Annotated in this window: 23 protein-coding genes; 16 read left to right on the top strand and 7 right to left on the bottom strand. The window is 60.4% G+C overall.

From position 1 onward, the window contains the following. Window positions 1–98 precede the first annotated feature (98 nt). On the bottom strand, window positions 99–1757 hold the full coding sequence (locus tag ABAC402_RS32635; protein ID WP_023450021.1) for an MFS transporter: 1659 nt from the start codon (window positions 1755–1757) through the stop codon (window positions 99–101). A gap of 156 nt (window positions 1758–1913) precedes the next feature. On the opposite strand from ABAC402_RS32635, the gene ABAC402_RS32630 reads away from it, so the two are divergent. The 14 genes from ABAC402_RS32630 (at window position 1914) to ABAC402_RS41250 (ending at window position 14804) form a co-directional block, all read left to right on the top strand. Continuing rightward, window positions 1914–2147 (top strand): hypothetical protein, encoded by a 234-nt coding sequence (locus ABAC402_RS32630; protein WP_023450020.1) that lies wholly within the window; start codon window positions 1914–1916, stop codon window positions 2145–2147. 161 nt (window positions 2148–2308) lie between these two features. Then, window positions 2309–2929, top strand: a complete 621-nt coding sequence (locus ABAC402_RS32625; RefSeq protein WP_023450019.1) for a carbonic anhydrase — start codon at window positions 2309–2311, stop codon at window positions 2927–2929. Between the two features lie 170 nt (window positions 2930–3099). Then, complete coding sequence (locus ABAC402_RS32620; protein WP_023450018.1) at window positions 3100–4008, top strand: aldo/keto reductase; 909 nt, start codon at window positions 3100–3102, stop codon at window positions 4006–4008. Window positions 4009–4123: 115 nt separating this feature from the next. Next, window positions 4124–4984 (top strand): bifunctional DNA-formamidopyrimidine glycosylase/DNA-(apurinic or apyrimidinic site) lyase, encoded by an 861-nt coding sequence (mutM, locus tag ABAC402_RS32615; protein ID WP_023450017.1) that lies wholly within the window; start codon window positions 4124–4126, stop codon window positions 4982–4984. 165 nt (window positions 4985–5149) lie between these two features. Next, window positions 5150–5419, top strand: coding sequence for a 30S ribosomal protein S20 (gene rpsT, locus ABAC402_RS32610; protein WP_006271342.1), 270 nt, complete (start codon window positions 5150–5152; stop codon window positions 5417–5419). Between the two features lie 879 nt (window positions 5420–6298). After that, window positions 6299–7723: a chromosomal replication initiator protein DnaA gene (gene dnaA / locus ABAC402_RS32605; RefSeq protein ID WP_082179977.1), complete on the top strand. Its 1425-nt coding sequence runs from the start codon at window positions 6299–6301 to the stop codon at window positions 7721–7723. Between the two features lie 179 nt (window positions 7724–7902). Next, window positions 7903–9024, top strand: coding sequence for a DNA polymerase III subunit beta (gene dnaN, locus ABAC402_RS32600; protein ID WP_023450015.1), 1122 nt, complete (start codon window positions 7903–7905; stop codon window positions 9022–9024). Window positions 9025–9225: 201 nt separating this feature from the next. After that, entirely contained in the window at window positions 9226–10329 is a 1104-nt protein-coding gene (gene recF / locus ABAC402_RS32595) for a DNA replication/repair protein RecF (RefSeq protein WP_023450014.1), read from the top strand. A 14-nt stretch (window positions 10330–10343) separates the two neighbouring features. Continuing rightward, window positions 10344–12815: a DNA topoisomerase (ATP-hydrolyzing) subunit B gene (gene gyrB, locus ABAC402_RS32590; RefSeq protein WP_023450013.1), complete on the top strand. Its 2472-nt coding sequence runs from the start codon at window positions 10344–10346 to the stop codon at window positions 12813–12815. 29 nt (window positions 12816–12844) lie between these two features. Next, window positions 12845–13216, top strand: a complete 372-nt coding sequence (locus tag ABAC402_RS0120375; RefSeq protein ID WP_023450012.1) for a peptidyl-tRNA hydrolase — start codon at window positions 12845–12847, stop codon at window positions 13214–13216. Window positions 13217–13286: 70 nt separating this feature from the next. Next, window positions 13287–13706, top strand: coding sequence for a helix-turn-helix domain-containing protein (locus ABAC402_RS40920; RefSeq protein ID WP_235079969.1), 420 nt, complete (start codon window positions 13287–13289; stop codon window positions 13704–13706). Between the two features lie 4 nt (window positions 13707–13710). After that, on the top strand, window positions 13711–14169 hold the full coding sequence (locus tag ABAC402_RS40915) for a GyrI-like domain-containing protein (protein WP_235079968.1): 459 nt from the start codon (window positions 13711–13713) through the stop codon (window positions 14167–14169). Between the two features lie 72 nt (window positions 14170–14241). After that, window positions 14242–14511 (top strand): type II toxin-antitoxin system ParD family antitoxin, encoded by a 270-nt coding sequence (locus ABAC402_RS32580; RefSeq protein WP_023450011.1) that lies wholly within the window; start codon window positions 14242–14244, stop codon window positions 14509–14511. Next, window positions 14508–14804 (top strand): type II toxin-antitoxin system RelE/ParE family toxin, encoded by a 297-nt coding sequence (locus ABAC402_RS41250; RefSeq protein ID WP_023450010.1) that lies wholly within the window; start codon window positions 14508–14510, stop codon window positions 14802–14804. The genes ABAC402_RS32580 and ABAC402_RS41250 overlap by 4 nt, the downstream gene beginning before the upstream one ends. Window position 14805: 1 nt before the next feature. Here ABAC402_RS41250 and ABAC402_RS32570 read toward each other — a convergent pair whose 3' ends face one another. From ABAC402_RS32570 to gstA, 6 genes are all read right to left on the bottom strand, one after another. Continuing rightward, the gene (locus ABAC402_RS32570; protein ID WP_023450009.1) at window positions 14806–15537 is read right to left on the bottom strand and encodes a vWA domain-containing protein; all 732 of its coding nucleotides are present in this window, start codon (window positions 15535–15537) and stop codon (window positions 14806–14808) included. Between the two features lie 135 nt (window positions 15538–15672). Continuing rightward, window positions 15673–17226 (bottom strand): ATP-dependent DNA helicase RecQ, encoded by a 1554-nt coding sequence (locus ABAC402_RS32565; RefSeq protein WP_023450008.1) that lies wholly within the window; start codon window positions 17224–17226, stop codon window positions 15673–15675. A 38-nt stretch (window positions 17227–17264) separates the two neighbouring features. After that, the gene (locus ABAC402_RS32560; protein ID WP_023450007.1) at window positions 17265–17726 is read right to left on the bottom strand and encodes a DMT family transporter; all 462 of its coding nucleotides are present in this window, start codon (window positions 17724–17726) and stop codon (window positions 17265–17267) included. 1 nt (window position 17727) lies between these two features. Continuing rightward, window positions 17728–17931 (bottom strand): 4-oxalocrotonate tautomerase family protein, encoded by a 204-nt coding sequence (locus tag ABAC402_RS32555; RefSeq protein ID WP_023450006.1) that lies wholly within the window; start codon window positions 17929–17931, stop codon window positions 17728–17730. A gap of 62 nt (window positions 17932–17993) precedes the next feature. Next, complete coding sequence (locus tag ABAC402_RS32550) at window positions 17994–18365, bottom strand: nuclear transport factor 2 family protein (protein ID WP_023450005.1); 372 nt, start codon at window positions 18363–18365, stop codon at window positions 17994–17996. Beyond that, a complete protein-coding gene (gstA, locus tag ABAC402_RS32545; RefSeq protein ID WP_023450004.1) occupies window positions 18362–18973 on the bottom strand; it encodes a glutathione transferase GstA in 612 nt (203 codons plus the stop codon). Before gstA ends, ABAC402_RS32550 begins: the two co-directional genes overlap by 4 nt. A 185-nt stretch (window positions 18974–19158) precedes the next feature. Between gstA and ABAC402_RS32540 the strand changes: the two genes are divergently transcribed. Next, the gene (locus ABAC402_RS32540; RefSeq protein ID WP_023450003.1) at window positions 19159–19470 is read left to right on the top strand and encodes a helix-turn-helix domain-containing protein; all 312 of its coding nucleotides are present in this window, start codon (window positions 19159–19161) and stop codon (window positions 19468–19470) included. A 167-nt stretch (window positions 19471–19637) separates the two neighbouring features. After that, window positions 19638–21701: a transglycosylase domain-containing protein gene (locus ABAC402_RS32535; RefSeq protein WP_023450002.1), complete on the top strand. Its 2064-nt coding sequence runs from the start codon at window positions 19638–19640 to the stop codon at window positions 21699–21701. Window positions 21702–21789 lie beyond the last annotated feature (88 nt).

The following is a 21789-nucleotide window of genomic DNA, read 5'->3' as shown; positions in this document are numbered from 1 at the left end:
AAGCGCCGCATGGCTCCTCGCAAAAGCTCGGGCGCCCGAAGTACGTTCTCTGGCGCGCTTGCCAACCCACGATGAGTCAAGATTTTCGCGGGTTGATACTACTCTACTGTGTGCAGGTCGCGGCCCTTGGTTTCCTTCATGAAGATCAGGGCAACTACAATCGCAACGACGCCGACACCCACCGTGTACCACAGGCCCCAATAGATATTGCCGGTGGCGGCGACTATGGCGAAGCTGAGCGCCGGCTGAAGGCCGCCGAACCAACCGGTACCAATATTGTACGGCAGGCTCATGGCGGTGTAGCGGACGCGCGTCGGGAACATTTCGACCAGGGCCGAGGCCATCGGTCCGTAAAGCGCAGTACAGGCGATGGCGAAGACGCACAGGATGGCGAACATGGCCCACAGATTGGCCTTCCTCGGGTCGGCCTTTTCCGGATAGCCGGCGGCGGCCATAGCGGCCTTGATGTCGGCCCCTGCCTTGGCCTTCAGCGCCTTGATCTCGGCCTTGTCGAGGCCCTGGCCCGAAGGCAGGACAATGGCGGCATCTCCGATGCGGACAGTGGCTGTCGCCGTTCCGGCGGCATCGGCTTCGTTCGAATAGGGCGCGCCAAGGCTTGTGACCGTGCTCTTGGCGAGGTCGCACGGACTGGCGAATTGTGCCGTGGAGAACAGGTCAAACTGGAAAGTGCACTGGGCGGGATCGGCGACGATCACGACCGGTGAGGCACGCGACGCCGCCTCGAAATCAGGGTTGCCGAACTTCATCAGGCCAGCGAAGCCGGGGAAGAAGGTGGCGCAGGCCAAAACCATGCCGAAGATCATTATCGGCTTGCGGCCATATTTGTCCGACAGTCGAGCGAACAGGATGTAGAGCGGTGCCGACACAAGGGTCATGCCGATGATCAGCGTATCCTTTTGCTGCGGATCTAGGCGGACAATGCGTTCCAGGAAGACCTGGGTGTAGAAGAAGCTGGTGTACCAGATGACGCCCTGGGCGGTCATAAAGCCGAACAGGGCGATCAGCATCCCCTTCAGGTTGGACCAGCGGGTGAAGATTTCCGACAGGGGCGACTTGGCGATCTGGCCCTCGGCATGCAGCGCCTTAAAGGCCGGGCTCTCGGCGGTCTTGGCGCGGATATAGACCGAGACGATCAGCAGGCCGGTCGAGATGATGAAGGGTATGCGCCAGCCCCAGTCGACGAAGGCCGGTTCGCCGACGATCTTGCGGGTGATAAGGATGATGGAGAGCGCGGCAATAAGACCGAAAGCAGCCGAGGCCTGGATCCAGCTTGTAAAGGCGCCTCGCTGGTTGGACGGGGCATGTTCGGCGACATAGATGGCGGCGCCGCCATATTCGCCACCCAGGGCAAAGCCCTGAACGACGCGCAGGAAGACCAGCAGGATGGGGGCGAGGGGGCCTGCCTGAGCGTAGGTCGGCAGGCAGCCGATCAGGATGGTGGCTATCCCCATGATGATAATGGTCCACAGAAATGTACCTTTGCGACCCTTCTTGTCTCCGATAATGCCGAAGACGATGGCGCCGACCGGCCGGGCGATAAAGCCCACGGCGAAGGTCAGCAGGGTCAGGATGGTGCCGAGTGTACCGGAAACTCCGGCATAGAAGTTCTGGGCGATGATCGAGGTCAGGGCGCCGAAAATAAAGAAATCGTACCACTCAAAGGTGGTGCCGGCGGCTGAGGCCGCCACGATGACTTTCAGATCCTTTTTGGAACTCGCCGTGTCGCTCACCGACATAATGTTGCCCCTGTATGTGCCTGTTTTGCCTTGTTATGTAACGATGTGACGGAAAGTGAGTGTAAAGACAAGGGGTCTCACTGGCCATCGGCGGATTTTGCGGCTAAGGTGGAGTTAAGGTACTGTTAAGTCTTTGGGCATGGCCTCGGGGGTAGCATGAAGTTTCTACAAATAGCGCGCGCACCGGAGGGCCTGACCTCCTACGCCAAAGTCAAACGTGCCCGTCCGGTCCATTCCCTGATCACGGTGGTCGAGGCGCTGCTCAGCCTGATCGGCGTGGCGGTGCTGATTCTGTGGGCGTGGCAGGGCTCCTTTGCCAAGGCCGGCGCATTGGTCGACAAAAGCATCGCCTGCGCCTGGACCTGGTTCACTTCGCTCTTGCACATGTAAATCAGCTAAGGTTGATCGCTTGGCTCGTTCGCTCAGTCGCCGCGGCTTGCCCGAAAGGGCCTCGGGCCCGGGTTCGCAGGCGCGGTTGCGAGTGGGAAACAGCTTGAACTGATGGTGTGGCTCACTATAACCGGCCCGACGAAACAGGCTGGAGACAGACGATGCTGGATGCGCTTATCGGCAATAATCGCGAATGGGCTGCCAAGAAAACTCTGGTCGATCCCGACTTTTTCAAGCGCCTGGTCCGCCAGCAGAATCCGGAGTATTTCTGGATCGGCTGTGCCGACAGCCGTGTTCCGGCCAATGAAATCGTCAACCTCGACCCAGGAGAGATGTTCGTCCATCGCAATGTCGCCAATCTGACACCGCACCAGGATGCCAACTACCTGTCGACCCTGCAATATGCTGTTCATGTGCTGAAGGTTAAGCACGTTCTGGTGGTTGGCCACTATGGTTGCGGCGGCGTGCGGACGGCGATCGAATCCCAGGATCACGGCCTTATCGATCACTGGCTCGCGCCAATTCGCGAGGTGGCGCATGAGCATCGCGAGGAACTGGAGGCCTGCCTCGATGATACGATTAAGCTTGACCGGTTGTGCGAACTGAACGTCATCGCTCAGGTGCGTAATGTCACGACCAACCCGATCACCGTAGCGGCCTGGCGTTCGGGTCAATCCCTGACAGTTCATGGCTGGGTCTATTCGATTGCCAACGGCCTGGTGACGGATCAGGGCGTCAGCGTTTCGGGTTTGCCAGACCGGGTGCGTATTTTCGGGATTTGACCTTTGTTGCGCAATTCGCAATCTTTATCAAACGCGGTTAACCGATGTTTACAATTGTTAACGCGCCGCCATACGGGTTTTTTATAACCTGTTGATAGGTTGTTTAACATTTCGGGGCGACAGTCCACACGCAGTCTCATGATTAAGGGACGCGGTTAAGGACGATTACTGTGGCGGCCTCTCTGGGTTTGGGTTCAGCGCAATTTGGCGGAGATTACGGTATCTCGAATGCGCGGGGACGTGTGAGCGAGGACGAAGTTCGTCAAATTCTCCAGCTTGCCGCCGACTGTAAGGTACTGACCGTGGATTCGTCTCACTATGATGGTGATGTCGAGCGCATTCTGGGGCGCAACTGGCCTTTTCCATCGCCGTTCAAGCCTCAGGTGCGGACGCTGCGCCTGGAGCACGGGCTGGATTGGCTGGAGGCGCGGTTGCGCCGCTCGGTTGACCATATGGGCTTGGTGCGCGTGCATGCGGTTCTGGTTGACAATCCGGAAGATTTGATGGGCCCATTGGGCGAAGACCTTTGGATGCGTCTGGAAAAGCTAAAGCGTGAAGGTCTGGTATCGAAGATTGGCATTTCAGCCAGTTATGACGACCAGCCACTGCTGGTCGCCCGTCGGTTCAAGCCCGACATCATGCAGCTACCGGTGTCGATCCTGGATCAGCGTCTGGTGCGTGACGGTACTTTGGATGCCTTGGCGCGTTTGGGCGTCGAGGTTCAGATTCGTTCGGTCTTCCTGCAGGGGCTGTTGTTCCTGCCGAGGGAAAAGCTCCCAGCCAATCTGATTCCGGTCGGGCCGCATCTGTCGAGGGTGCGGCGGATCATGGCCGAGTCTGGCGCCGATCCTTTGCATGCGGCTCTAAGTTTCGCGCTGAACCTGACGGGTGTGTCGACTGTGGTGGTCGGCGTGACCTCTGCGGCGGAACTGCGGGCGATTATCGCTGCGTCGGAAAGCAAGGCGCCGAAGATCAACTGGGATGCCATGGCGCTGAATGATGACGTCGCCCTGACGCCATCTTTGTGGTACAAGGACCTGGGTGAGAAGACCCAACGCCGGCTGGTCCGCGTGGCGTGAGGTTGAAGTAGCCAATCGTCTTAGCGTATCAGGGTGCAGGGAACCGCGATGCGAAAGTTTAGCTTTCCCGAGCGATGGCGACCCCATTTTTTCGTGCTCTTCCCGGATCCTGCCCATGCCCGAACTCCCCGAAGTGGAAACCGTCCGGCGCGGGCTTGAGCCCTATCTGGAGGGCGCCACCCTGGCAGACGTCCAACTGCACCGTCTGAACCTGCGCTATCCTTTCCCGGAGCGCTTCGCCGACCAACTCGCTGGCGCCACTGTCACCCGACTGGATCGCCGTGCCAAGTATCTGCTGTTCCATCTCGATACGCAAAAGGTCTGGGTCACCCATTTGGGCATGACCGGCCGGTTCCAGGTCGGACAGCAGGGTGTTGACGGCAACTATTACCACGTCGTTGCAACCGACACCAAACACCGCCATTTTTCTGTCAACGCCAGCCGTAACGGCGTTTCGCGAACTCTTGACTTCTACGATCCGCGACGGTTCGGCTTCATGTTGCTGCTGACGCCGGCTGAACTCTATGCCACCGCCTGGTTCAAGTCATTGGGCGTGGAGCCCCTCTCGGACGACCTGAACCCCGCCTACCTGATGACCCTGGCCAAGGATCGCAAGACCAACCTCAAGGCTCTGCTGATGGCCCAGGGCGGTATAGCCGGCCTGGGCAATATCTATGTCTGCGAAGCCCTGTGGCGTGCCAGGCTCAGCCCCGAGCGCACGGCCGGTAAACTCTATCCCAGGGAAGCCATCGCCCTGACCTCCGCCATCAAAGCTGTCCTTGAAGAGGCGGTCTGCGCTGGTGGCTCATCGATAAGCGATTTTGCTGCCGCCACCGGCGAACTGGGCATGTTTCAGCACCGCTTCTGCGTCTACGGCCGCAAGGGCCAGCCATGCCCGCGCGACGACGGCGGCTCCATCGAACGCAAGGTCCACCAAGGCCGCTCGACGTTTCATTGCCCCATATGTCAGGTTTAACCAGGATTGACATTCCACCGTTGTGCATAATTTTTTCCGCAAAAGCGAAATCCGGTTCACAACGGATTGACCCGATTGGCGTCATCGGTTATACGCCGCGCTCTTGAAATTCTCGCCCGGGCCGCTGAGCCGGGACTTATCCGTAACGTACGTATCAGGTGAACAATGGCTAATAATCCCGGCGCGCGCAAATCGATCCGCAAGATCGCGGCCCGTACTGAAGTCAACAAGGCGCGCCGTTCGCGCGTTCGCACCTATGTGCGTAAGTTTGAAGAAGCTCTGACTGCCGGCGACGCCACTGTTGCCCAGACCGCTTTTGTCCAGGCGCAGTCAGAATTGATGCGCGCCGTTTCCAAGGGTGTGGTTCACAAGAATACCGGCGCTCGCAAGGTTTCGCGTCTGGCTGCCCAGCTGAAGAAGCTGGCGACCGCCTAAGACCTTTCCAGGCGTGGTCTGCCGTGCAGGTCACGCCTCTTTCGACGTGTTTTCCGTGACATTTCAAAGTCTATCCGACGCTCAAGTAGAATGTGCGACGTAACGCTCATGCCTGGGGTCATTAACCCGGTCCGGTTGCGGCCTTCACGAAAAAAGTTTTGATAAATGTCGTACTAAATTCTCTTTGCGAGCGAACGAGTTATCGGAGTCAATCGAAATTTCGTCGCTTCCGAGCAAATTCCCTGGTTGACCCACAGGGCCAGAACGTTAATTTGTTCCTGCCCGGCCAACTAATCCCAACACGGATGAATTGGAAACAGTCCGGGTTCGACATCCAGCTGTCGCGCCGGCAAGGCTTTACGTGAGGCAGAACAATGCCTTACTGAGCGAGCAAACGCGAGGCCGGTCGATGAAACAGGGCTAGAGAGCCTCTCATTCGGCCGAAAAATGGACCTTCGGGTCCAAGCAGTTTTTTTCTGGTTCGCTGTCATGGACAGAGGCGGCGGAAACTTCGGGCGGCCTGTCCGGGCGAGGTAACATAGAGACGAAAGCCCCTTTTCGCGCATTAGGGGAATGAGCGGATATCGCGTGACCTGGATTCGCGTTCGGCGCGTATGCCGCGCGGCGGACGACGGGAACGCGTTGGCCGCAATCACGAAAAGTACCGGTTGTGGCAAATCCTTGTGGTGAGGGAGCCGCCATAGCCGGAGCCCTGCATCGCGTATTTTGGATATCCTTTTCGGAATTCAGGATGCCGGGCTTAACAGGCTGCCGTGTCGCTCAGGAGTGCCTCAAGCTCCGGGACGATTGCGGACAGGGAGTCACAAGTAGTGTGGGTAAAATGGGGCAATCGATCGGGGCGATAATAAAATGCCAAGCATGACAAGCTGGTCGCCGATCCTACCTGAGACGGTATGGTCTAAAGTAGCTGGGGTTCTCCGCAAGGAACTGGGAGAAGGCCCTTACAATTCGTACGTCGCACCATCGGCCGTGAAACCCGGTCCCTATGGCGATCCGGTGCTGGTGACGCCGACCGCCTATGCGCGCGACTGGATTTCCAAGAACGCGATCCGCCGCGCTCAGGAGTTGTGGCAGCAGCATGATCCGGATGCACGGGTGCTCGATATCCTGTGCCGCGTCGATTACGACGACCAGGTACGCACGGGCGGTATCGCCGCTATGAACGTTGAGTATGCGACGGTTTCTCAGGCCCCCATGGCGTCGGAACCGGTTACGGAAATCGTTGTGCCGGCCAACCGGATCAGTGGGCTGCAAGATCGCCTGACCTTCGACACCTTCGTCCCGGGTCGCGGCAATGAGTTTGCCTATACCATGTCGCGCCAGGTGGCGTCGTGGTCGGACGGTCATTTCAATCCGGTATTCTTTCATGGCCCGTACGGCTACGGCAAGACCCACCTGCTGAACGCCATCGGCTGGGAAGCCCAGGCGCGTCGGCCAGACGCCCGCATCGTTTATCTAACGGCGGAAAAATTCACCTCGACCTTTGTCAAGGCGCTGATGGACAAGTCCACGGCTGCTTTCAAAGACGAGATTCGCGGCGCCGATCTGTTGCTGGTTGACGACGTGCACTTTATCGGCGGCAAGACCTCATCACAGGAGGAGTTGTTCCACACGCTGACTTCGCTGATCGAAAACAACCGGCGCGTAGTGTTTACGGCCGATCGTCCGCCGTCGCAGCTGACCGAGATCGAAGCGCGGCTGCGCTCGCACCTGTCGTCTGGCCTGGTCTGTGCCCTCGACGTGGCCGATCAAAGCCTGCGGATGGGGATTGTCGAGCGCAAGCTTGCGCAGCTGTCGCAACGGCTTGGTGCCGCTTCGGCCCCACGGGCCGAAGTCATGCAATTTCTGGCCGATCGGGTGCCAGGGTCGATCCGCGAGCTTGAAGGCGCGGTTAATACCCTGGTGGCATCCGCTGGCGCGCGTTTAGGGAGTTTGACCTTGGAAGAAGCTATGGCGCTGTTGCAGCCCAACCTGAAAGTCGCTGTCGAGCGTCGAGTCACAGTCGATGAAATTCAGAAGCTGACGGCTGACCATTTCGGGCTGAAACAGGCGGACCTGCTCAGCGAGCGACGCACACGTTCGGTCGCCCGTCCGCGCCAGGTCGCCATGTGGCTGTGCAAGCAGCACACGACTCGCTCCTATCCTGATATTGGCCGGCGTTTCGGCGGCCGCGACCACACCACCGTGTTGCATGCGGTGAAGAAGGTCGAGGAGCTGCTGCAGGCGGATGATCAGATCGCACGGGACGTAGAAGCGCTTACCCGTAAGTTGCGCAGTAACTAAAACGGGGTTTAGAGGCTGCGGGCCCACAATCTTTTCTTCTTCCTTTTCTGGACCTTCGCCCTAAGTTGGGCGAGGCCATAGAAGGAAAGAGCAAGTGTTGGGGTCACAGGCCCCAAACCCCGTTTGAATTTCTGGCAAACTCCTCTAAGGTCCCCGTCCCGCACTTCAGGACATAAGAGATGCAATTCACCATCGAACGTGGCGCCCTGCTGAAAGCCCTTGGCCACGTACAAAACGTCGTCGAACGCCGTAACACCATCCCCATCCTGTCCAACATCCTGCTCTCGGCAGAACGGGGAACCGTAGCCTTCTCGGCGACCGACCTCGACATGGAAATCGTCGATACGGCCGAAGCCACGGTCAGCATTCCGGGTCAGATTACGGCACCGGCCCATACCCTTTATGAAATTGTTCGCAAGCTGCCCGAAGGCGCCGATGTCGAGCTGAAATATGCCTCCGGTGACGATCCCCGCCTGGCCGTCTCGGCTGGCCGTTCGCGCTTTGCCCTGCCGGTCCTGCCGGCTGGCGACTTCCCGATCATGTCCAGCGACCACGAAGGCGTTGCCTTTTCCATCCTGCGTGACGACCTTAAGCGCCTCATAGACAAGACCCGCTTTGCCGTGTCGACCGAGGAAACCCGCTACTATCTCAACGGGATGTACCTCCACACCCTGACCGAAGAGGGCTCCAACTACCTGCGCGCCGTGGCTACCGATGGTCACCGCCTGGCCCTGGCTGAGATGCCCGCGCCGGAGGGTTCAGCCGGCGGTCCGGGTATCATTATTCCTCGCAAGACTATCGACCAGGCCCGCCGCCTGCTCGACGACGGCACCGGCTACGTCGACCTGACCATAAGCCCGGCCAAGATCCGTTTCCAGTTCGGCAATGCCTCTTTGACCTCCAAGATCATTGACGGCTCGTTCCCCGATTACGGCCGCGTTATCCCCAAGAACAACGACAAGATCATGATGATCGATACCGGCATCCTCGCCAAGGCCGTCGATCGTGTTTCGACCATCTCGGCTGAAAAGTCGCGCTCGGTAAAGATGGCGATCGAACCCGGCCGCCTGACTCTTTCCGTGCGCAATATCGAAGCCGGCCAGGCCGTCGAAGAAGCCGAGATCGACTACGACAATGAGTCGATCGACATCGGCTTCAACGCCCGCTACATTCTGGATGTCATGGGCCAGATCGGTGGCGAAACGGTCGAACTGCGCTTTGCCGATGCGTCCTCGCCGACCCTGGTTCTCGACCCGGCCGACAATGGCGTTCAGTACGTGCTGATGCCGCTAAGAGTGTAGCCATGCTTTTTTATACTCCACCGCTTTGCCTGCCGGCAAGGCCGGGGGAGGTGCCGCCGAATGTCGGCGCAAGGGTCGTACATCCACTGTGTAACGCCCGCTCCGTCTCGAGCCTCGCCGGCATTCAGCACGACGCCCGGCCCCGCTTACTCGCCACCCCCTCCGGCGTTCTCGGCAGGCAAAGCGGCGAGAGGATAGTCTGTGTCTGACCACCCTCTGCAATCGCTGTCCTTGACAGAGTTTCGTTCTTACGAACGCCTCGATTTCGCCGTTGCCGGCCGAACCGTTTACCTCTACGGCCCCAACGGCGCCGGCAAGACCAACCTGCTCGAAGCCATCAGCGTCCTGAATCCCGGCAAGGGGCTGCGCGGCGCAACCTATGCAGAACTGGGCCGACGCCCCCCCGATGAGGCCCACGGCCGTTCCTGGGGCGTCATGGCCCGCCTGCATACCGGTGAGGAGGAGGTCCAAGTGGCGACCGGCTCCGACCCGCGTGACAGAACCAAACGCACCGTCCGCATCGACCAGCAACCCGTACCTGCAGCGCAACTGCTGGACCACCTGCGCATGATATGGCTGACCCCCGCCCAGGACCGGCTGTTCATCGAAGCCCGCACTGACAGGCTGAAATTCTTCGACCGCCTTGTCTATGCGGCGGAGCCCGGCCATGCTGCCGCCGTTGCCGCCTTTGAGAAGGCCCTGCGCGAACGGCTAAAGCTCCTGACAGAGGGCCCCGCCGACGAAACCTGGCTCCGCGTGCTGGAACAAAAGCTGGCTGCCAACGGCACACGTGTTATCGAAGCCCGCCGGGCCGCGCTGACCACCCTGCAAACCGAGATCGACGGTCACGAAAGCGCCTTTCCCAAGGCCGATCTGACCCTGACCGGCACTGTCGAGACCGGCGACCTGACCACGCACCTCAGCAATGGCTTCCGCAGCAGCCGCGACCGTGACGCAGCGGCCGGGCGGTCGCTGTTCGGGCCGCATCGCATGGACCTGGCCGTCGTCCACCGCGACAAAAACCGTCCAGCCTCTGACTGTTCGACCGGCGAACAGAAGGCGCTGTTGCTGAACATCATCCTGGCCCAGGGCGCGCGTCTCTCGGCCTTCAAACCCCTGCTTCTGCTGGACGAAGTTGCCGCCCATCTCGACCCTGTCCGCAGGCATGCATTGTTTGACGAGACCCATGCTTTAGGGCTACAAACCTTCTTTACAGGAACGGATTTGAGCCTGTTCGACGGCCTTGCGGGACGCGCTCTCGGCGTTCGCGTAGAAGCGGCACAAATCATTGAAATACTTGAGTAAACTGAAAGTTCTCCATGACTGATGACTCCGAAGACATCGACACCGGACTGGACGCCAACGGACAGTCCGAATACGGCGCTGATTCGATCAAGGTTCTGAAGGGTCTGGACGCAGTCAGAAAGCGTCCCGGCATGTATATCGGCGACACAGATGATGGCTCTGGCTTGCATCACATGGTCTATGAAGTGGTCGACAACGCTATCGACGAAGTCCTGGCCGGACACGCCACCCGCGTCGAAGTCATCCTCAATGTCGACGGCTCCTGCACCGTCACCGACGACGGCCGCGGTATCCCGGTCGACATCCACGAAGGCGAAGGCGTTTCCGCCGCCGAAGTCATTATGACTGAGCTGCACGCCGGCGGCAAGTTCGATCAGAACAGCTACAAGGTCTCCGGCGGCCTGCACGGCGTCGGTGTAAGCGTCGTCAACGCCCTGTCCGACTATCTCGACCTGGTAATCTTCCGCCAGGGCAAGAAGCACTCCGTGCGCTTCGAACGCGGCGTGACGGTCAAGCCGCTGGAAGTTATCGGCGATGCGCCCAAGCGCGACAACGGCCGTGATTATACCGGTTCCGAAGTCACCTTCTTCCCGTCGCTGGCCAAAAAAGACACGTCCGGCATGACGATAGAAGGCACCTTCTCGTTTATCGATTTCGATCGCAAGACGCTGGAGCACCGCCTGCGTGAGTTGGCCTTCCTCAATTCCGGCGTCTCCATCCGTTTCGCCGACCTGCGCGAGGCTGAACCGTATGAGACCCTGCTGCACTATGACGGCGGCATTATTGAATTCGTCAGGCATCTGGATAAGGCCAAGACGGCCATCATCAAGGCGCCTGTCGCCGTGCGTGGCGCGCGCGAGAAGGTCGAGGTCGACCTGGCGCTGCAATGGAACGACAGCTACCACGAGACGATGTTGTGCTTCACCAACAACATCCCCCAGCGCGACGGCGGCACCCACCTGGCGGCGTTTCGTGGGGCCTTGACCCGCGTCATGACGGCCTATCTGGAAAGCTCAGGCGCCGCCAAGAAGGAGAAGGTGACGGTCACCGGTGAAGACGCCCGCGAAGGCCTGACCTGCGTGCTCTCGGTCAAGGTGCCCGATCCGAAATTCTCGTCGCAAACCAAGGACAAGCTGGTCTCGTCCGAGGTCCGCCCGGCCGTCGAAGGCCTTGTCTATGATAAGCTGACGCAATGGTTCGAGGAAAACCCCGTCGAAGCCAAGCAGATCGTCAACAAGATCATCGAAGCGGCTTCCGCTCGCGAAGCCGCCCGCAAGGCGCGCGATCTGACGCGGCGCAAGTCGGCCCTCGATATCTCCAGCTTGCCAGGCAAGCTGGCCGACTGTCAGGAGCGCGATCCGGCCCGTTCGGAACTGTTCATCGTCGAGGGCGACTCCGCTGGCGGCTCGGCCAAGCAGGGCCGCAACCGTGAGAACCAGGCCATACTGCCCCTGCGCGGCAAGGTTCTGAACGTTGAACGCGCCCGCTTTGACAAGATGCTGTCGTCGGAGCAGATCGGCACGCTGATCGTGGCCTTGGGCGCAGGTATCGGCCGCGACGACTTCAACATCGAAAAGCTGCGCTACCACAAGATCATCATCATGACCGACGCCGATGTCGACGGCGCCCACATCCGCACCCTGCTTCTGACCTTCTTCTACCGTCAGATGCCGGAACTGCTGGACAAGGGCTACCTCTACATCGCCCAACCGCCGCTTTATAAGGTCTCCAAGGGCAAGTCGTCGCGTTACCTGAAGGACGATGCCGAGCTGGACGCCTATCTGATCGAGGAAGGCAACAGCGACGCCTTCCTGGAACTGCGCTCAGGCGAACGCATCGTCGGTGCCGATCTCGACGCCCAGGTCCGCGCCGCCAAGAGCTTCAAGGCCAGCGTCGACCGCCTGGCGTCGCGCGCCCCGGCCTTTGCCATCGAACAGGCCGCCCTGGCCGGGTTGTTTGGCGCTGCGCCGCATCTGGACCAGGTCGCCAAGCGCCTGGATCGACTGAACCAGGACGGAGACGGCCCGTGGTCGGCTGAACCCGGGCCGGCAGGAGGTTATGTCTTCTCGCGCACGCGCCGCGGCGTAACCGAAAAGATCGCCCTGGACGAGGCGCTTTTGCACAGCCAGGACGCCCGCCGCCTGGGCGAACGTGCCGACGGCCTGGGGGATCTGTTTACTGAGATCTCGATCTTTACCCGCAAGGACAAGTCGACCGACATCCGCGGGCCGCTCGACCTCGTGGCGGCGGTGCTGGAAGCTGGCCGTAAGGGTCTTTCGGTCCAGCGCTACAAGGGTCTGGGCGAAATGAATGCCGAGCAGTTGTGGGAAACCACGCTCGACAAAGACGCGCGCACCCTGCTGCAGGTCAAGGTCAACCACGCCGACGAAGCCGATGAGATGTTCTCCAAGCTGATGGGCGACCTGGTCGAACCGCGTCGTGAATTCATCCAGGAAAATGCCCTGGATGCCGAGGTGGACGCGTAAGGCCTGTGACCGAGACGGCGGCTTTGAAAATGTACGCCGTCTTCTCGCCGGCGGCGGTAAAGGGAATGAAGGGCAACCGCGGCAAGCTGGCGGCCCAGGCCGGGCATGCCTACCTGCACGCCTGGTGGGATGCGCATGCCCGGCATCCCGAGCTGGCGGCCGCCTACCGCAAGGGGCCGCGGGCCTTCAAGATCGCGCTGATGCCCAAGGACGAGGATGGTGCTGACGAAGCCTGGTTCGACCGGCTTTTGGAGGCCTACCGCGATAGGACGGGCGTGACCAAGGTGATCGATGCCGGGTTTACCGTGTTCGAAGGGCCGACCCTGACCTGTATCGGTATCGGCCCGATTTCACCGGATGATCGCGAAGAGGTGCTGGCCGGGCTGCGTCCGCTCATATAGCCAAACCGCAAGATCGGTCGAGCGCTCTGTGGTCCTGAACGCCTAAATGGTTGCGCCACGGAGGAAAACGATGACGGCGGCGCTTCACAACTACCATGCCAGAATGCAACGGGTGCTGGACTACATAGAGCGGCATCTTGACGGTGATCTCGACCTGGACACCGTCAGCGGCGTTGCGGCCTTTTCGAAGTTCCATTTTCACCGGCAGTTTTCGGCGACGTTTGGGGTGTCCGTCCATAGCTATATCCAGTTAATCCGGATGAAGCGGGCTTCGCATCAGCTGGCCTATACCGACGCCCAAAGCGTCACGGACATTGCGATGGATGCCGGCTACGACGCCCCGGATGCCTTTGCCCGCGCCTTTCGGCAAAGGTTCGGGCAATCGCCGTCTGGATTCCGTAAATCTCCCGACTGGGAGCTTTGGCATGCGGCCCTTGGGCCTCTCGACAAAGCCAGGAGCAAACTCATGCAGACGACCTTTTACCCCTAATGACGTGACGATCCGCGATGTGCCCGCAACGCCCGTGGCGATCATGGAGCACCGCGGCGACCCGGCGACGCTGGGCGCGACGATCCAGCGCTTCATCGCCTGGCGCAAGGCCGCCAACCTGCCGCCCAAAACGAATCCGACCTTTACTGTGTGGCGTTCGGAGCGGCGCCCGGCGTCACCGGCGGAGTACAGAATCGACCTTTGCGACGGGACCGACCAGCCGATCGTGGCCGGCGACCAGCAGGTCAGGGCCGGTGAGATCCCCGGCGGACGCTGCGCGGTGTTGCGCGTCGTCGGCAATACCGACAATCTGGAGCCGGCCGCGCTTTACCTTTATCGCCAGTGGCTTCCGGCCAGCGGCGAGGAAGCGCGCGATTTTCCGATCTATGGCCAGCGGTTGAGCTTTTACCCGGAAGTGCCGCAACATGAAGCGGTCGCGGACGTGTTCCTGCCGCTGAAGTAGCGGGGCAGGTTTGAAACGAGACGCGGTCTATGATAATTATTATCATAGACCGCTTTTCTTTTGGAGATCGTCATGCCCAGCAGCTATGCCTTAGGCGCGCACTTTGAGACGATGATGGATCGCTTGATCCAGTCGGGACGTTACAACTCGAAGAGTGAAATTCTGCGCGATGGTTTGCGCATCATCGAGGAACGGGAAAGCCGCCGCGAGGTCGAGTTAGAGGCGTTACGCAAGGCCATAGACGAAGGTATCAACAGCGGTCCCAGCATTCCTGCGGAAGAGGTCTTCGATCGCCTGAAAGCCAAATATCAGGCCATGATGGATGCGGAGAAGACGCAGTGAGGCTCGGCTTTTCGCCGAGTTCCGATCGCGATCTTGAGGACATAGCCGACTTCATTGCGACCGATAGTCCGGCTCGGGCGTTCACGTACATCGATGAGATCCGGGCTCGATGTTTCAGGCTTCTCGATGCTCCAAATGGTGGAAGTCCACGAGATGATCTGCGACAGGGGCTGAGGGTCGTGCCCTTCGGCAATTATCTGATTTTCTACCGAATTTACCCGGGTGAGCTCCGTATTGAACGTATTCTCCACGGAGCCCGCAATCTCGCGGCCATCTTCGATAACGACAACTGACCTACTGCTGTTTGTTCTTGACCTCTTCTTCATTGGCCGTGGCGCGGTCCTTGTCGTCGAAGACCACCTTGGCCTTGCCTTCTGACTGGCCGTAGCTGCGGTTCTTCTTCGCAAGGTTTTGCATGGTTGAGGTCATGCCGTCCTTGCTCACCGCCATAGTCTGGCTGGCGTCCACGCCCATGGCGCCGGCGTCCGAAAACTTGGCGAATTCCGCACCCAGAAAAACCACTTCCCAGCCGCGTGCCCGCGCCCGGTCCAGAGCTGCCTTTGCCGCACCCTGGTTGAACTCGGTACTCGAGTTTTCCTCACCGTCGGTCATAATCACGATGACCGCCTGTTTGGGACTGTCCTTCTCGGCCAGAGCGACCATCCGGCCGATGGCGTCATACAGCGGTGTCATACCGCGCGGGCTGGCCTCGGTGGAGGTCAGGTTGCGCCACTGTGCCGGAACGACATGGTTGCGCAGGACATCGAATTGCAGGCCGCCCTGATGGTCGAACACCGCCAGTGTAATCGAGGTCTTCAGCCCGGCGTCTTCGGGCGTCTCCTTGCCCAGGTCAACGGCATAGGCATTGACCGAGGTCAGGGCCTCGTCCCAGATCGGCGACATGGAGCCGGTCCGGTCGAGCAGGATATAGGTGGATACGCTTTGCGCCTTGACGGTGTGGGCCCGGACGGTGGCTGGGACCAGCGCCAGCAGGAACAGCGCGGCGAGCACAAGGGTTTTACGCATGGTGGGCTTCCTCAGAAAGGCAGGAGGCGTCATCGCCCCCGCTATCACAGAACACCCGGTTTGCGGCTTGCTTATGTTTGAATAACGGCGTTTTGGCTGCCAAGCGATGGCGGATTTGTGGCGGAGGGTAGAACGTCAGATCTTCGCCGCCAGTTTCAGATCGCCCTTGAATAGCTGTTTCAACAGGTCGGAATCGCGCAAGGCCACAATCGGCATCTTGCCGTCGTAGAGCTCCTCGGCGATTACGCCGGCGGCTTCGCACTGATCCAACACGTGCGTCAGCAGCGCCGCATCGTACTGCCCTTTGGCGATGCCGAAGGTCTTGATTCGTGTGGTGTAGTCAGGCTTGTCTGTCTTTCCCAGGACATGCTCGACCAGTTTCTTGCGGCCGCGGGGCCCGTTGAGGCGATACAGGGCCGACATCAGCATCTGCGCCGGTTCGGTGACGTCGGTCAGCCGCCCGCGTGACAGGCAGTTGTCGCAGCTTCCACATGTCCCACCGGCCTCTTCGCCGAAATAGCGCTTTACCGCCTGGCGCCGGCAGTCCGGACCCAATACGGTCGCAAAGAAGTCCCGTGCTTTCTGCTTCTGGACGCTCTGTTCTGCGGCGCCCTCGTTCTCACGCAATGTCAGTCGGCGGACGGCCCAACCGAGGTCGCCCGGCGCATAGAAACAGACGCCCGAAGCCGGCAGGCCGTCCCGGCCGGCGCGGCCAACCTCCTGCCAGTAGGCCTCCATCGAGGACGGCGGGTCGGCGTGGATGACGAAGCGGACATCGGCCTTGTTGATACCCATGCCGAAGGCAATCGTTGCCACCATGATCTTGGCCTTTCCGGTCATAAAGGCCTTCAGTCGGTCCTCGCGGATAGTGGCGGACAGGCCGGCGTGATAGGCGGTGGCCGAAAAGCCTTCTAAGGTCAGGGCACGCGCCAGCTTTTCGGTGCCGTCGCGCGACCCGCAATAGATGATGCCAGAGGCGCCCTTCTGCCGTTGCAGCAGGGCGGAAATCTCTTTCAGGACCGCACCCTTGCGGCGAACGAAGCGCAGCGACAGGTTCGGCCGGTCGAAGCCGGCGACGACCTCGACCGGATTGTCGAGATGCAGGGCGGCACAGATGTCGGCGCGCGTAACGTGGTCGGCGGTGGCCGTCAGCGCCATGGCCGGGACATCCGGGAACAGCGCCTTAACCTGGCCCAGGGCGCGGTATTCCGGCCGGAAATCGTGACCCCACTGGCTGATGCAGTGGGCTTCATCGATGGCGACGAGATTGACCGGCAGCCGGCTCAGCTTGTCGCGCACGAACGGCGAGGCGAGGGCTTCGGGTGACAGGTACAGCAGGTCCAGCTCACCGGTGCGGGCGGCGTCCCAGATATCGCCGCGCTGGTTCAGGTCCTGAGTCGAGTCGAGCTTGGCCGCTTTGACGCCGCGTGCCAGCAAGGCATTGACCTGGTCGCTCATCAGCGCGATCAGCGGCGATATCACCAGACCGAAGCCTGGCCGAAGGAGGGCCGGGATCTGGTAGCACAGGCTCTTGCCGCCACCGGTCGGCAGAACGGCCAGGACGTCGCGCCCGGCCAGGACGGCGGAAATCACCTCCGCCTGCTTGCCGCGGAACTGTTCGTAGCCGAAGACGCGATGGAGGATTTCGTTGGCGGCAGCCAGATCAGGCGCTCGTTCAAGCAAGGACATGGCCTTAACCTAAACGAGATCGCTCCGGATGTGAATCGTCATTGTGCGGCAGCTGGGCTTTTTGCTGCCAGCTGGGTTATGGCGACGCCGACCACAAGCACCGCCAGTCCCGTCAGTCGGACAAGGTTGACCGGCTTCACCGCCGCGCCGAACAAGCCGAAATGGTCGATCGCGGTGCTGGTAACGATCTGGGCGGCGACGATGAACAGGATGGTGTTGCCGACCCCGAACCGCGGCGTCAGGACGGCGACGCTCAGGCCGTAAAAGGCGATGATCAGTCCGCCGGTAAACAGCCACGGCGGCAGCGTCGGCAGGGTGGCGATCCCTTGCGTGCCGGTGGCCAGCAGGACGGCGGCGGACGCGATCAGGCCGACGACGAACAACACCACGACGGCCAGCACGGGATTCCCCGTCGAACGCGCCAGGGTCCCGCTGATGGCGGCCATGACGGGGATAAGGGCGCCAGCCGCAAAAGCCCAGACGGCGTATCCAGCGTTCATCTCATTGTCCCTTCTTGCGGCGTTCGCTGACGGGCTCGCCGGCAATGCCCCAATTGTCGATCTCAACCTCGTCGATGACCACGAAGGTGGTCGCCGGGTTCTTGCCCAACACCTCGACCAGCAGATCGGTAGCGCCCTTGATCAGGGCAGATTTCTGCTCGGGCGTGACGCCTTCGCGAGTGACTTTGATATTGACGTAGGGCATTCCAAACGCTTTCCAAAAAGTGTGACGCACTTTTTGGTTAAAAAGCGCGACAAAATCTAAGTCTACCTGCTCCTCAGTTGGTAATGAAAGACCTTCGACATGATTTGCCACCGGCCTCCGGTGCGGATCAGGGTGAGAAAATCGCTGAAAACCTTGGGCGCGATGGCGCATTCGACCAGCGCCCGCGCCGTATTCGGCCCGGCGAAATCGATGCTCACGATCCGATCGGCGCGAACATCGCCGCGGCTGGCCGGGGAGGGCCGTGCCGCGACGATGGGAAGATACGCCGCCATGTCGAGATGGACCAGGTCTTCGTCCGTGGCGCAGACATAGTGCGCTTTCGGATGGAAAACCTGACACAACATGGCGGCGTCGCTGTGATAAAGGCCGTCGAAATAGCGCAGCAGGACGGTCTCGACCTCCGCCTGGCTCATGCCGCCAAACCTTCGGCCTGCAAGGCAGCCTGGACAGTCGGGCGCAGGGCCATCCGCTCGACGAAGCCCTTCAGGTTTGGCCAGGTGTCGAGTCCAATGCCCGTCGGCTTGGTCCAGGTGGCGACGACGAACAGATAGGCGTCGGCCACGGAGAAGGTGTCGCCAGCCAGAAAGGCGCGGCCATCGTTCAGGGTCTGCTCGATAAAGTCCAGCTGGTGCCGCACATTGGCGCGGGCCGTCTCACGGCCGTCTTCGCTGGTGGTGCTGCGGAACAGCGGGCTGAACGCCTTGTGCACTTCGGAGGCGAGGTAGTTGAGGTGCTCCTGAACGCGCGTGCGCGCCAGGGAGCCCGGCGCGGGCGCTAAACCGGAGTCCGGCGCCAGATCGGCGATGTACTGGACGATAGCGGCGCCTTCGGTCAGGACCTGGCCGTCACCCAGTTGAAGCGCCGGGACATAGCCCTTGGCGTTGATGGTGGCGTAAGCCAGGCCGCTTTCGGTGGTACCCGCAGCGGGATCGACCTTTTCGAGCTGAAAGTCGAGACCTGCTTCGCGCAGGGCGATGTGGGGTGACAGCGAGCAGGCGCCCGGGGCGTAGAACAGTTTCATAGTATAACCTCCTGTTGGGCAGAGGCCGTCAACATGGCCACACGAGTTACGTTTGTAAATTAGATTACTTTATGTTACTTAAGAATCGGGTTACCATTCGGTAAGCAGGTTTCCAGGTCATGGTCTTAAAACTGAGGAAAAACAGAGCCGAGCCACCTCCGCCGCTGTGCGCTGTCGGTGAATGCATGGTGCTGCTGGGTGGTGCCTGGACGCCGAATGTCATCTGGTATCTGAGCGGCGGACCACGCCGCTTCGGTGAACTAAAGTCTGACATGGCGCTGATCTCGGCCAAGATGTTAAGCGCGAGGCTGAAGGACATGGAGGACAAGGGCGTTATCACCCGTACGGTCATGCCGACCTCGCCGCCATCGGTTGAATACGCCCTGACTGACTTGGGAGCAGAGCTGGTTCCGGCACTCAAGGCCATTGTCAGCGTCGGCCAGAGGCTGAAGTCGCGAAAGGCCGAAATCCCGGCCGTCCTGCCCCAGACGGGTTAGCTTCATCGCACTGTCGCGAAATTAACCCATAATTTTGCCCAATTGATGCCGTTGAGTGCACATTGGGGCTTTCACAAGGTTTCACGCGACAGAGCCGCAGTCAGCGGCTATAACTTCGCTTGGGCGCTATGGGGCTGCGCGGACGCGTGGCCGGGAGTAAGGATTTTATGGCGAAGGGTAAGGCCCCGTCTGGGGGCAAGACATCAGGCGGCCGGCGATCGCCGTTTCAGGCCATCTTCTATTGGGCGACGATCGGCGTGATTTGGAGTGTCATATTTGGCATCGCCTTCCTGGCGGTCATGGCCATAGACCTGCCAGATACGTCCAACCTGTATCAGACCAATCGCCAGCCCTCAGTTACCTACCTCGATCGTTCCGGCGCCTTGATCGCGGTGCGGGGATCACAATACGCCCCGCCGGTCGATATCGATGCGCTGCCCGACTATGTGCCCCTGGCCTTTGTCGCCATCGAGGATCGCCGCTTCTTCCAGCATCCGGGCTTCGATCCGGTCGGCATTACCCGCGCCCTGTTCCGCAATTTGAGCAAGAAGAAAGGCGCCAACCTGGCCGGCGGTTCGACCATCACGCAACAGCTAGCGCGCAACCTGTTCCTGTCGGCCGACCAGAACCTGAAGCGCAAGGTCCAGGAACTGATGCTGTCCTTTTGGCTGGAGTACAAGTTTACCAAGAAAGAAATCCTGGGACTTTATCTCAACCGTGTCTATTTTGGCGCCGGCGCCTACGGTATTGAGGCAGCATCGCAACGCTATTTCAACAAGGCCGCCAAGGCCCTGACCGTTGCCGAGGCTGCTACCTTGGCAGGCATGATGAAGGGTCCATCTTCCTACTCGCCGCTGTCGGACCAGGAACGCGCCGCGAAACGCGCCATGATTGTTTTGAACGAGATGGTCGACGCAAGGGTTATTACCCCGCAAGAGCGAGGCGAAGCCTTGTCCAAACCGATCAGTGTCTCCAAGACTCTGGCCAACGCCCATGCCCAGTACTTCGTCGACTATCTTGACGGACAGGTGCGTAGCTATATCGATCCGAAGAATACCGAGGACCTGATCGTCGAAACGACCCTGGACCTGCCGATTCAGACCGACGCCGAACGCGCCATCAAGACCATTATGGCCCGTGATGCCAAGAAGGGCGTCCAGCAGGCTGCCCTTGTCTCGGTAGACGGCGACGGCCGTATCCGCGCCATGATCGGCGGTGTGTCTTACGCGGACTCGCAGTTCAACCGCGCCGTCGACGCCCACCGCCAGGCCGGCTCTTCGTTCAAGCCCTTTGTTTACCTCACCGCCATGGAGCAGGGTTATCAGCCGAACACACCGGTGGTCGACGAAGCTTATAGCATCGGCGATTGGGCACCTGAGAACTACACCAAGAAGTACCTTGGTCTGATCGACCTGCAATATGCTCTGGCCGAGTCGGTCAATACAGTGGCGGCGCGCCTGGCCAACGACGTCGGTCGCAGCAATGTCGCCGCCACGGCCCGCCGGTTGGGGATTGTTTCCAAGTTGAACACTGATCCGGCCATGGCGCTGGGCACAGCTGATGTCACCCCGATCGAGATGGCCCAGGCCTATGCCCCCTTCGCCAATGGCGGTATCCGATCGGGCGCCTACGGTATAGTTCGCATACGGACAAAATCTGGCAAGGTGTTGTACCAGTACAAGCTGGAAAACCGGGCCAGGGTCATTGCTAATCCAGCGCTGCAAAACATGAACCAGATGATGCGCGGTGTCCTGACGCGTGGCACCGGTAGCGGCGCCCAGATCGCCGGCTACGATCTGGCCGGCAAGACCGGGACCACCAGTGATTACCGTGACGCCTGGTTCGCTGGCTATACCGGCAACTTCGTGACGGTGGTTTGGGTCGGCCGAGACGACAACACGACGATGAAGGGCAAGGTCACCGGTGGCGGTACCCCGGCGGCGATCTGGAAGACCTACATGTCGAGCGCCCTCAAGCGTATCCAGGTGACGCCTATCCCCACTGGCCCGGCGCCGGCGACCAATTTCGGTCAGGTGGCAGAGGATGCCCTAAAGAGCCTGCTGGGAACCCAGGCCGACAACGGCGCGACCTCTGCTCCGCCGGCCAATGACAATGTTCCACCGGTCGTGACCATGGATCCAATTCCGAACCCGGAAGAGAAACCTAAGAAGGACAAGACGGACGAAACGCTGGACGAAATTTTCTCGGAGGCTCAGCGGGAGAGCCAGTAAAAAAACCCTCCTGTGTGACGGAGGGTTCTTTTGTCACGCAGTTTTTCTGAAAAGTGCGTCACACTTTATCGGATTGCGCTTTTTCGAG

The organism is Asticcacaulis sp. AC402 (assembly GCF_000495835.1).
Lineage (GTDB): Bacteria > Pseudomonadota > Alphaproteobacteria > Caulobacterales > Caulobacteraceae > Asticcacaulis.
This window is presented reverse-complemented; position numbering and strand designations above follow the sequence as displayed.

Bases quoted from the DNA above. Each gene is read 5' to 3' on its own strand.
- ABAC402_RS32535 (WP_023450002.1), top strand. From the start codon at position 19,638: ATGGCGAAGGGTAAGGCCCCGTCTGGGGGCAAGACATCAGGCGGCCGG.
- ABAC402_RS32565 (WP_023450008.1), bottom strand. From the start codon at position 17,226: ATGTCCTTGCTTGAACGAGCGCCTGATCTGGCTGCCGCCAACGAAATC.
- ABAC402_RS32580 (WP_023450011.1), top strand. From the start codon at position 14,242: ATGCCCAGCAGCTATGCCTTAGGCGCGCACTTTGAGACGATGATGGAT.
- ABAC402_RS32540 (WP_023450003.1), top strand. From the start codon at position 19,159: ATGGTGCTGCTGGGTGGTGCCTGGACGCCGAATGTCATCTGGTATCTG.
- ABAC402_RS32555 (WP_023450006.1), bottom strand. From the start codon at position 17,931: ATGCCCTACGTCAATATCAAAGTCACTCGCGAAGGCGTCACGCCCGAG.
- ABAC402_RS40920 (WP_235079969.1), top strand. From the start codon at position 13,287: ATGACGGCGGCGCTTCACAACTACCATGCCAGAATGCAACGGGTGCTG.
- mutM (WP_023450017.1), top strand. From the start codon at position 4,124: ATGCCCGAACTCCCCGAAGTGGAAACCGTCCGGCGCGGGCTTGAGCCC.
- ABAC402_RS0120375 (WP_023450012.1), top strand. From the start codon at position 12,845: ATGTACGCCGTCTTCTCGCCGGCGGCGGTAAAGGGAATGAAGGGCAAC.
- rpsT (WP_006271342.1), top strand. From the start codon at position 5,150: ATGGCTAATAATCCCGGCGCGCGCAAATCGATCCGCAAGATCGCGGCC.
- ABAC402_RS32570 (WP_023450009.1), bottom strand. From the start codon at position 15,537: ATGCGTAAAACCCTTGTGCTCGCCGCGCTGTTCCTGCTGGCGCTGGTC.
- ABAC402_RS32625 (WP_023450019.1), top strand. From the start codon at position 2,309: ATGCTGGATGCGCTTATCGGCAATAATCGCGAATGGGCTGCCAAGAAA.
- gyrB (WP_023450013.1), top strand. From the start codon at position 10,344: ATGACTGATGACTCCGAAGACATCGACACCGGACTGGACGCCAACGGA.
- gstA (WP_023450004.1), bottom strand. From the start codon at position 18,973: ATGAAACTGTTCTACGCCCCGGGCGCCTGCTCGCTGTCACCCCACATC.
- ABAC402_RS32630 (WP_023450020.1), top strand. From the start codon at position 1,914: ATGAAGTTTCTACAAATAGCGCGCGCACCGGAGGGCCTGACCTCCTAC.
- ABAC402_RS32550 (WP_023450005.1), bottom strand. From the start codon at position 18,365: ATGAGCCAGGCGGAGGTCGAGACCGTCCTGCTGCGCTATTTCGACGGC.
- ABAC402_RS32635 (WP_023450021.1), bottom strand. From the start codon at position 1,757: ATGTCGGTGAGCGACACGGCGAGTTCCAAAAAGGATCTGAAAGTCATC.
- dnaA (WP_082179977.1), top strand. From the start codon at position 6,299: ATGACAAGCTGGTCGCCGATCCTACCTGAGACGGTATGGTCTAAAGTA.
- ABAC402_RS32560 (WP_023450007.1), bottom strand. From the start codon at position 17,726: ATGAACGCTGGATACGCCGTCTGGGCTTTTGCGGCTGGCGCCCTTATC.
- dnaN (WP_023450015.1), top strand. From the start codon at position 7,903: ATGCAATTCACCATCGAACGTGGCGCCCTGCTGAAAGCCCTTGGCCAC.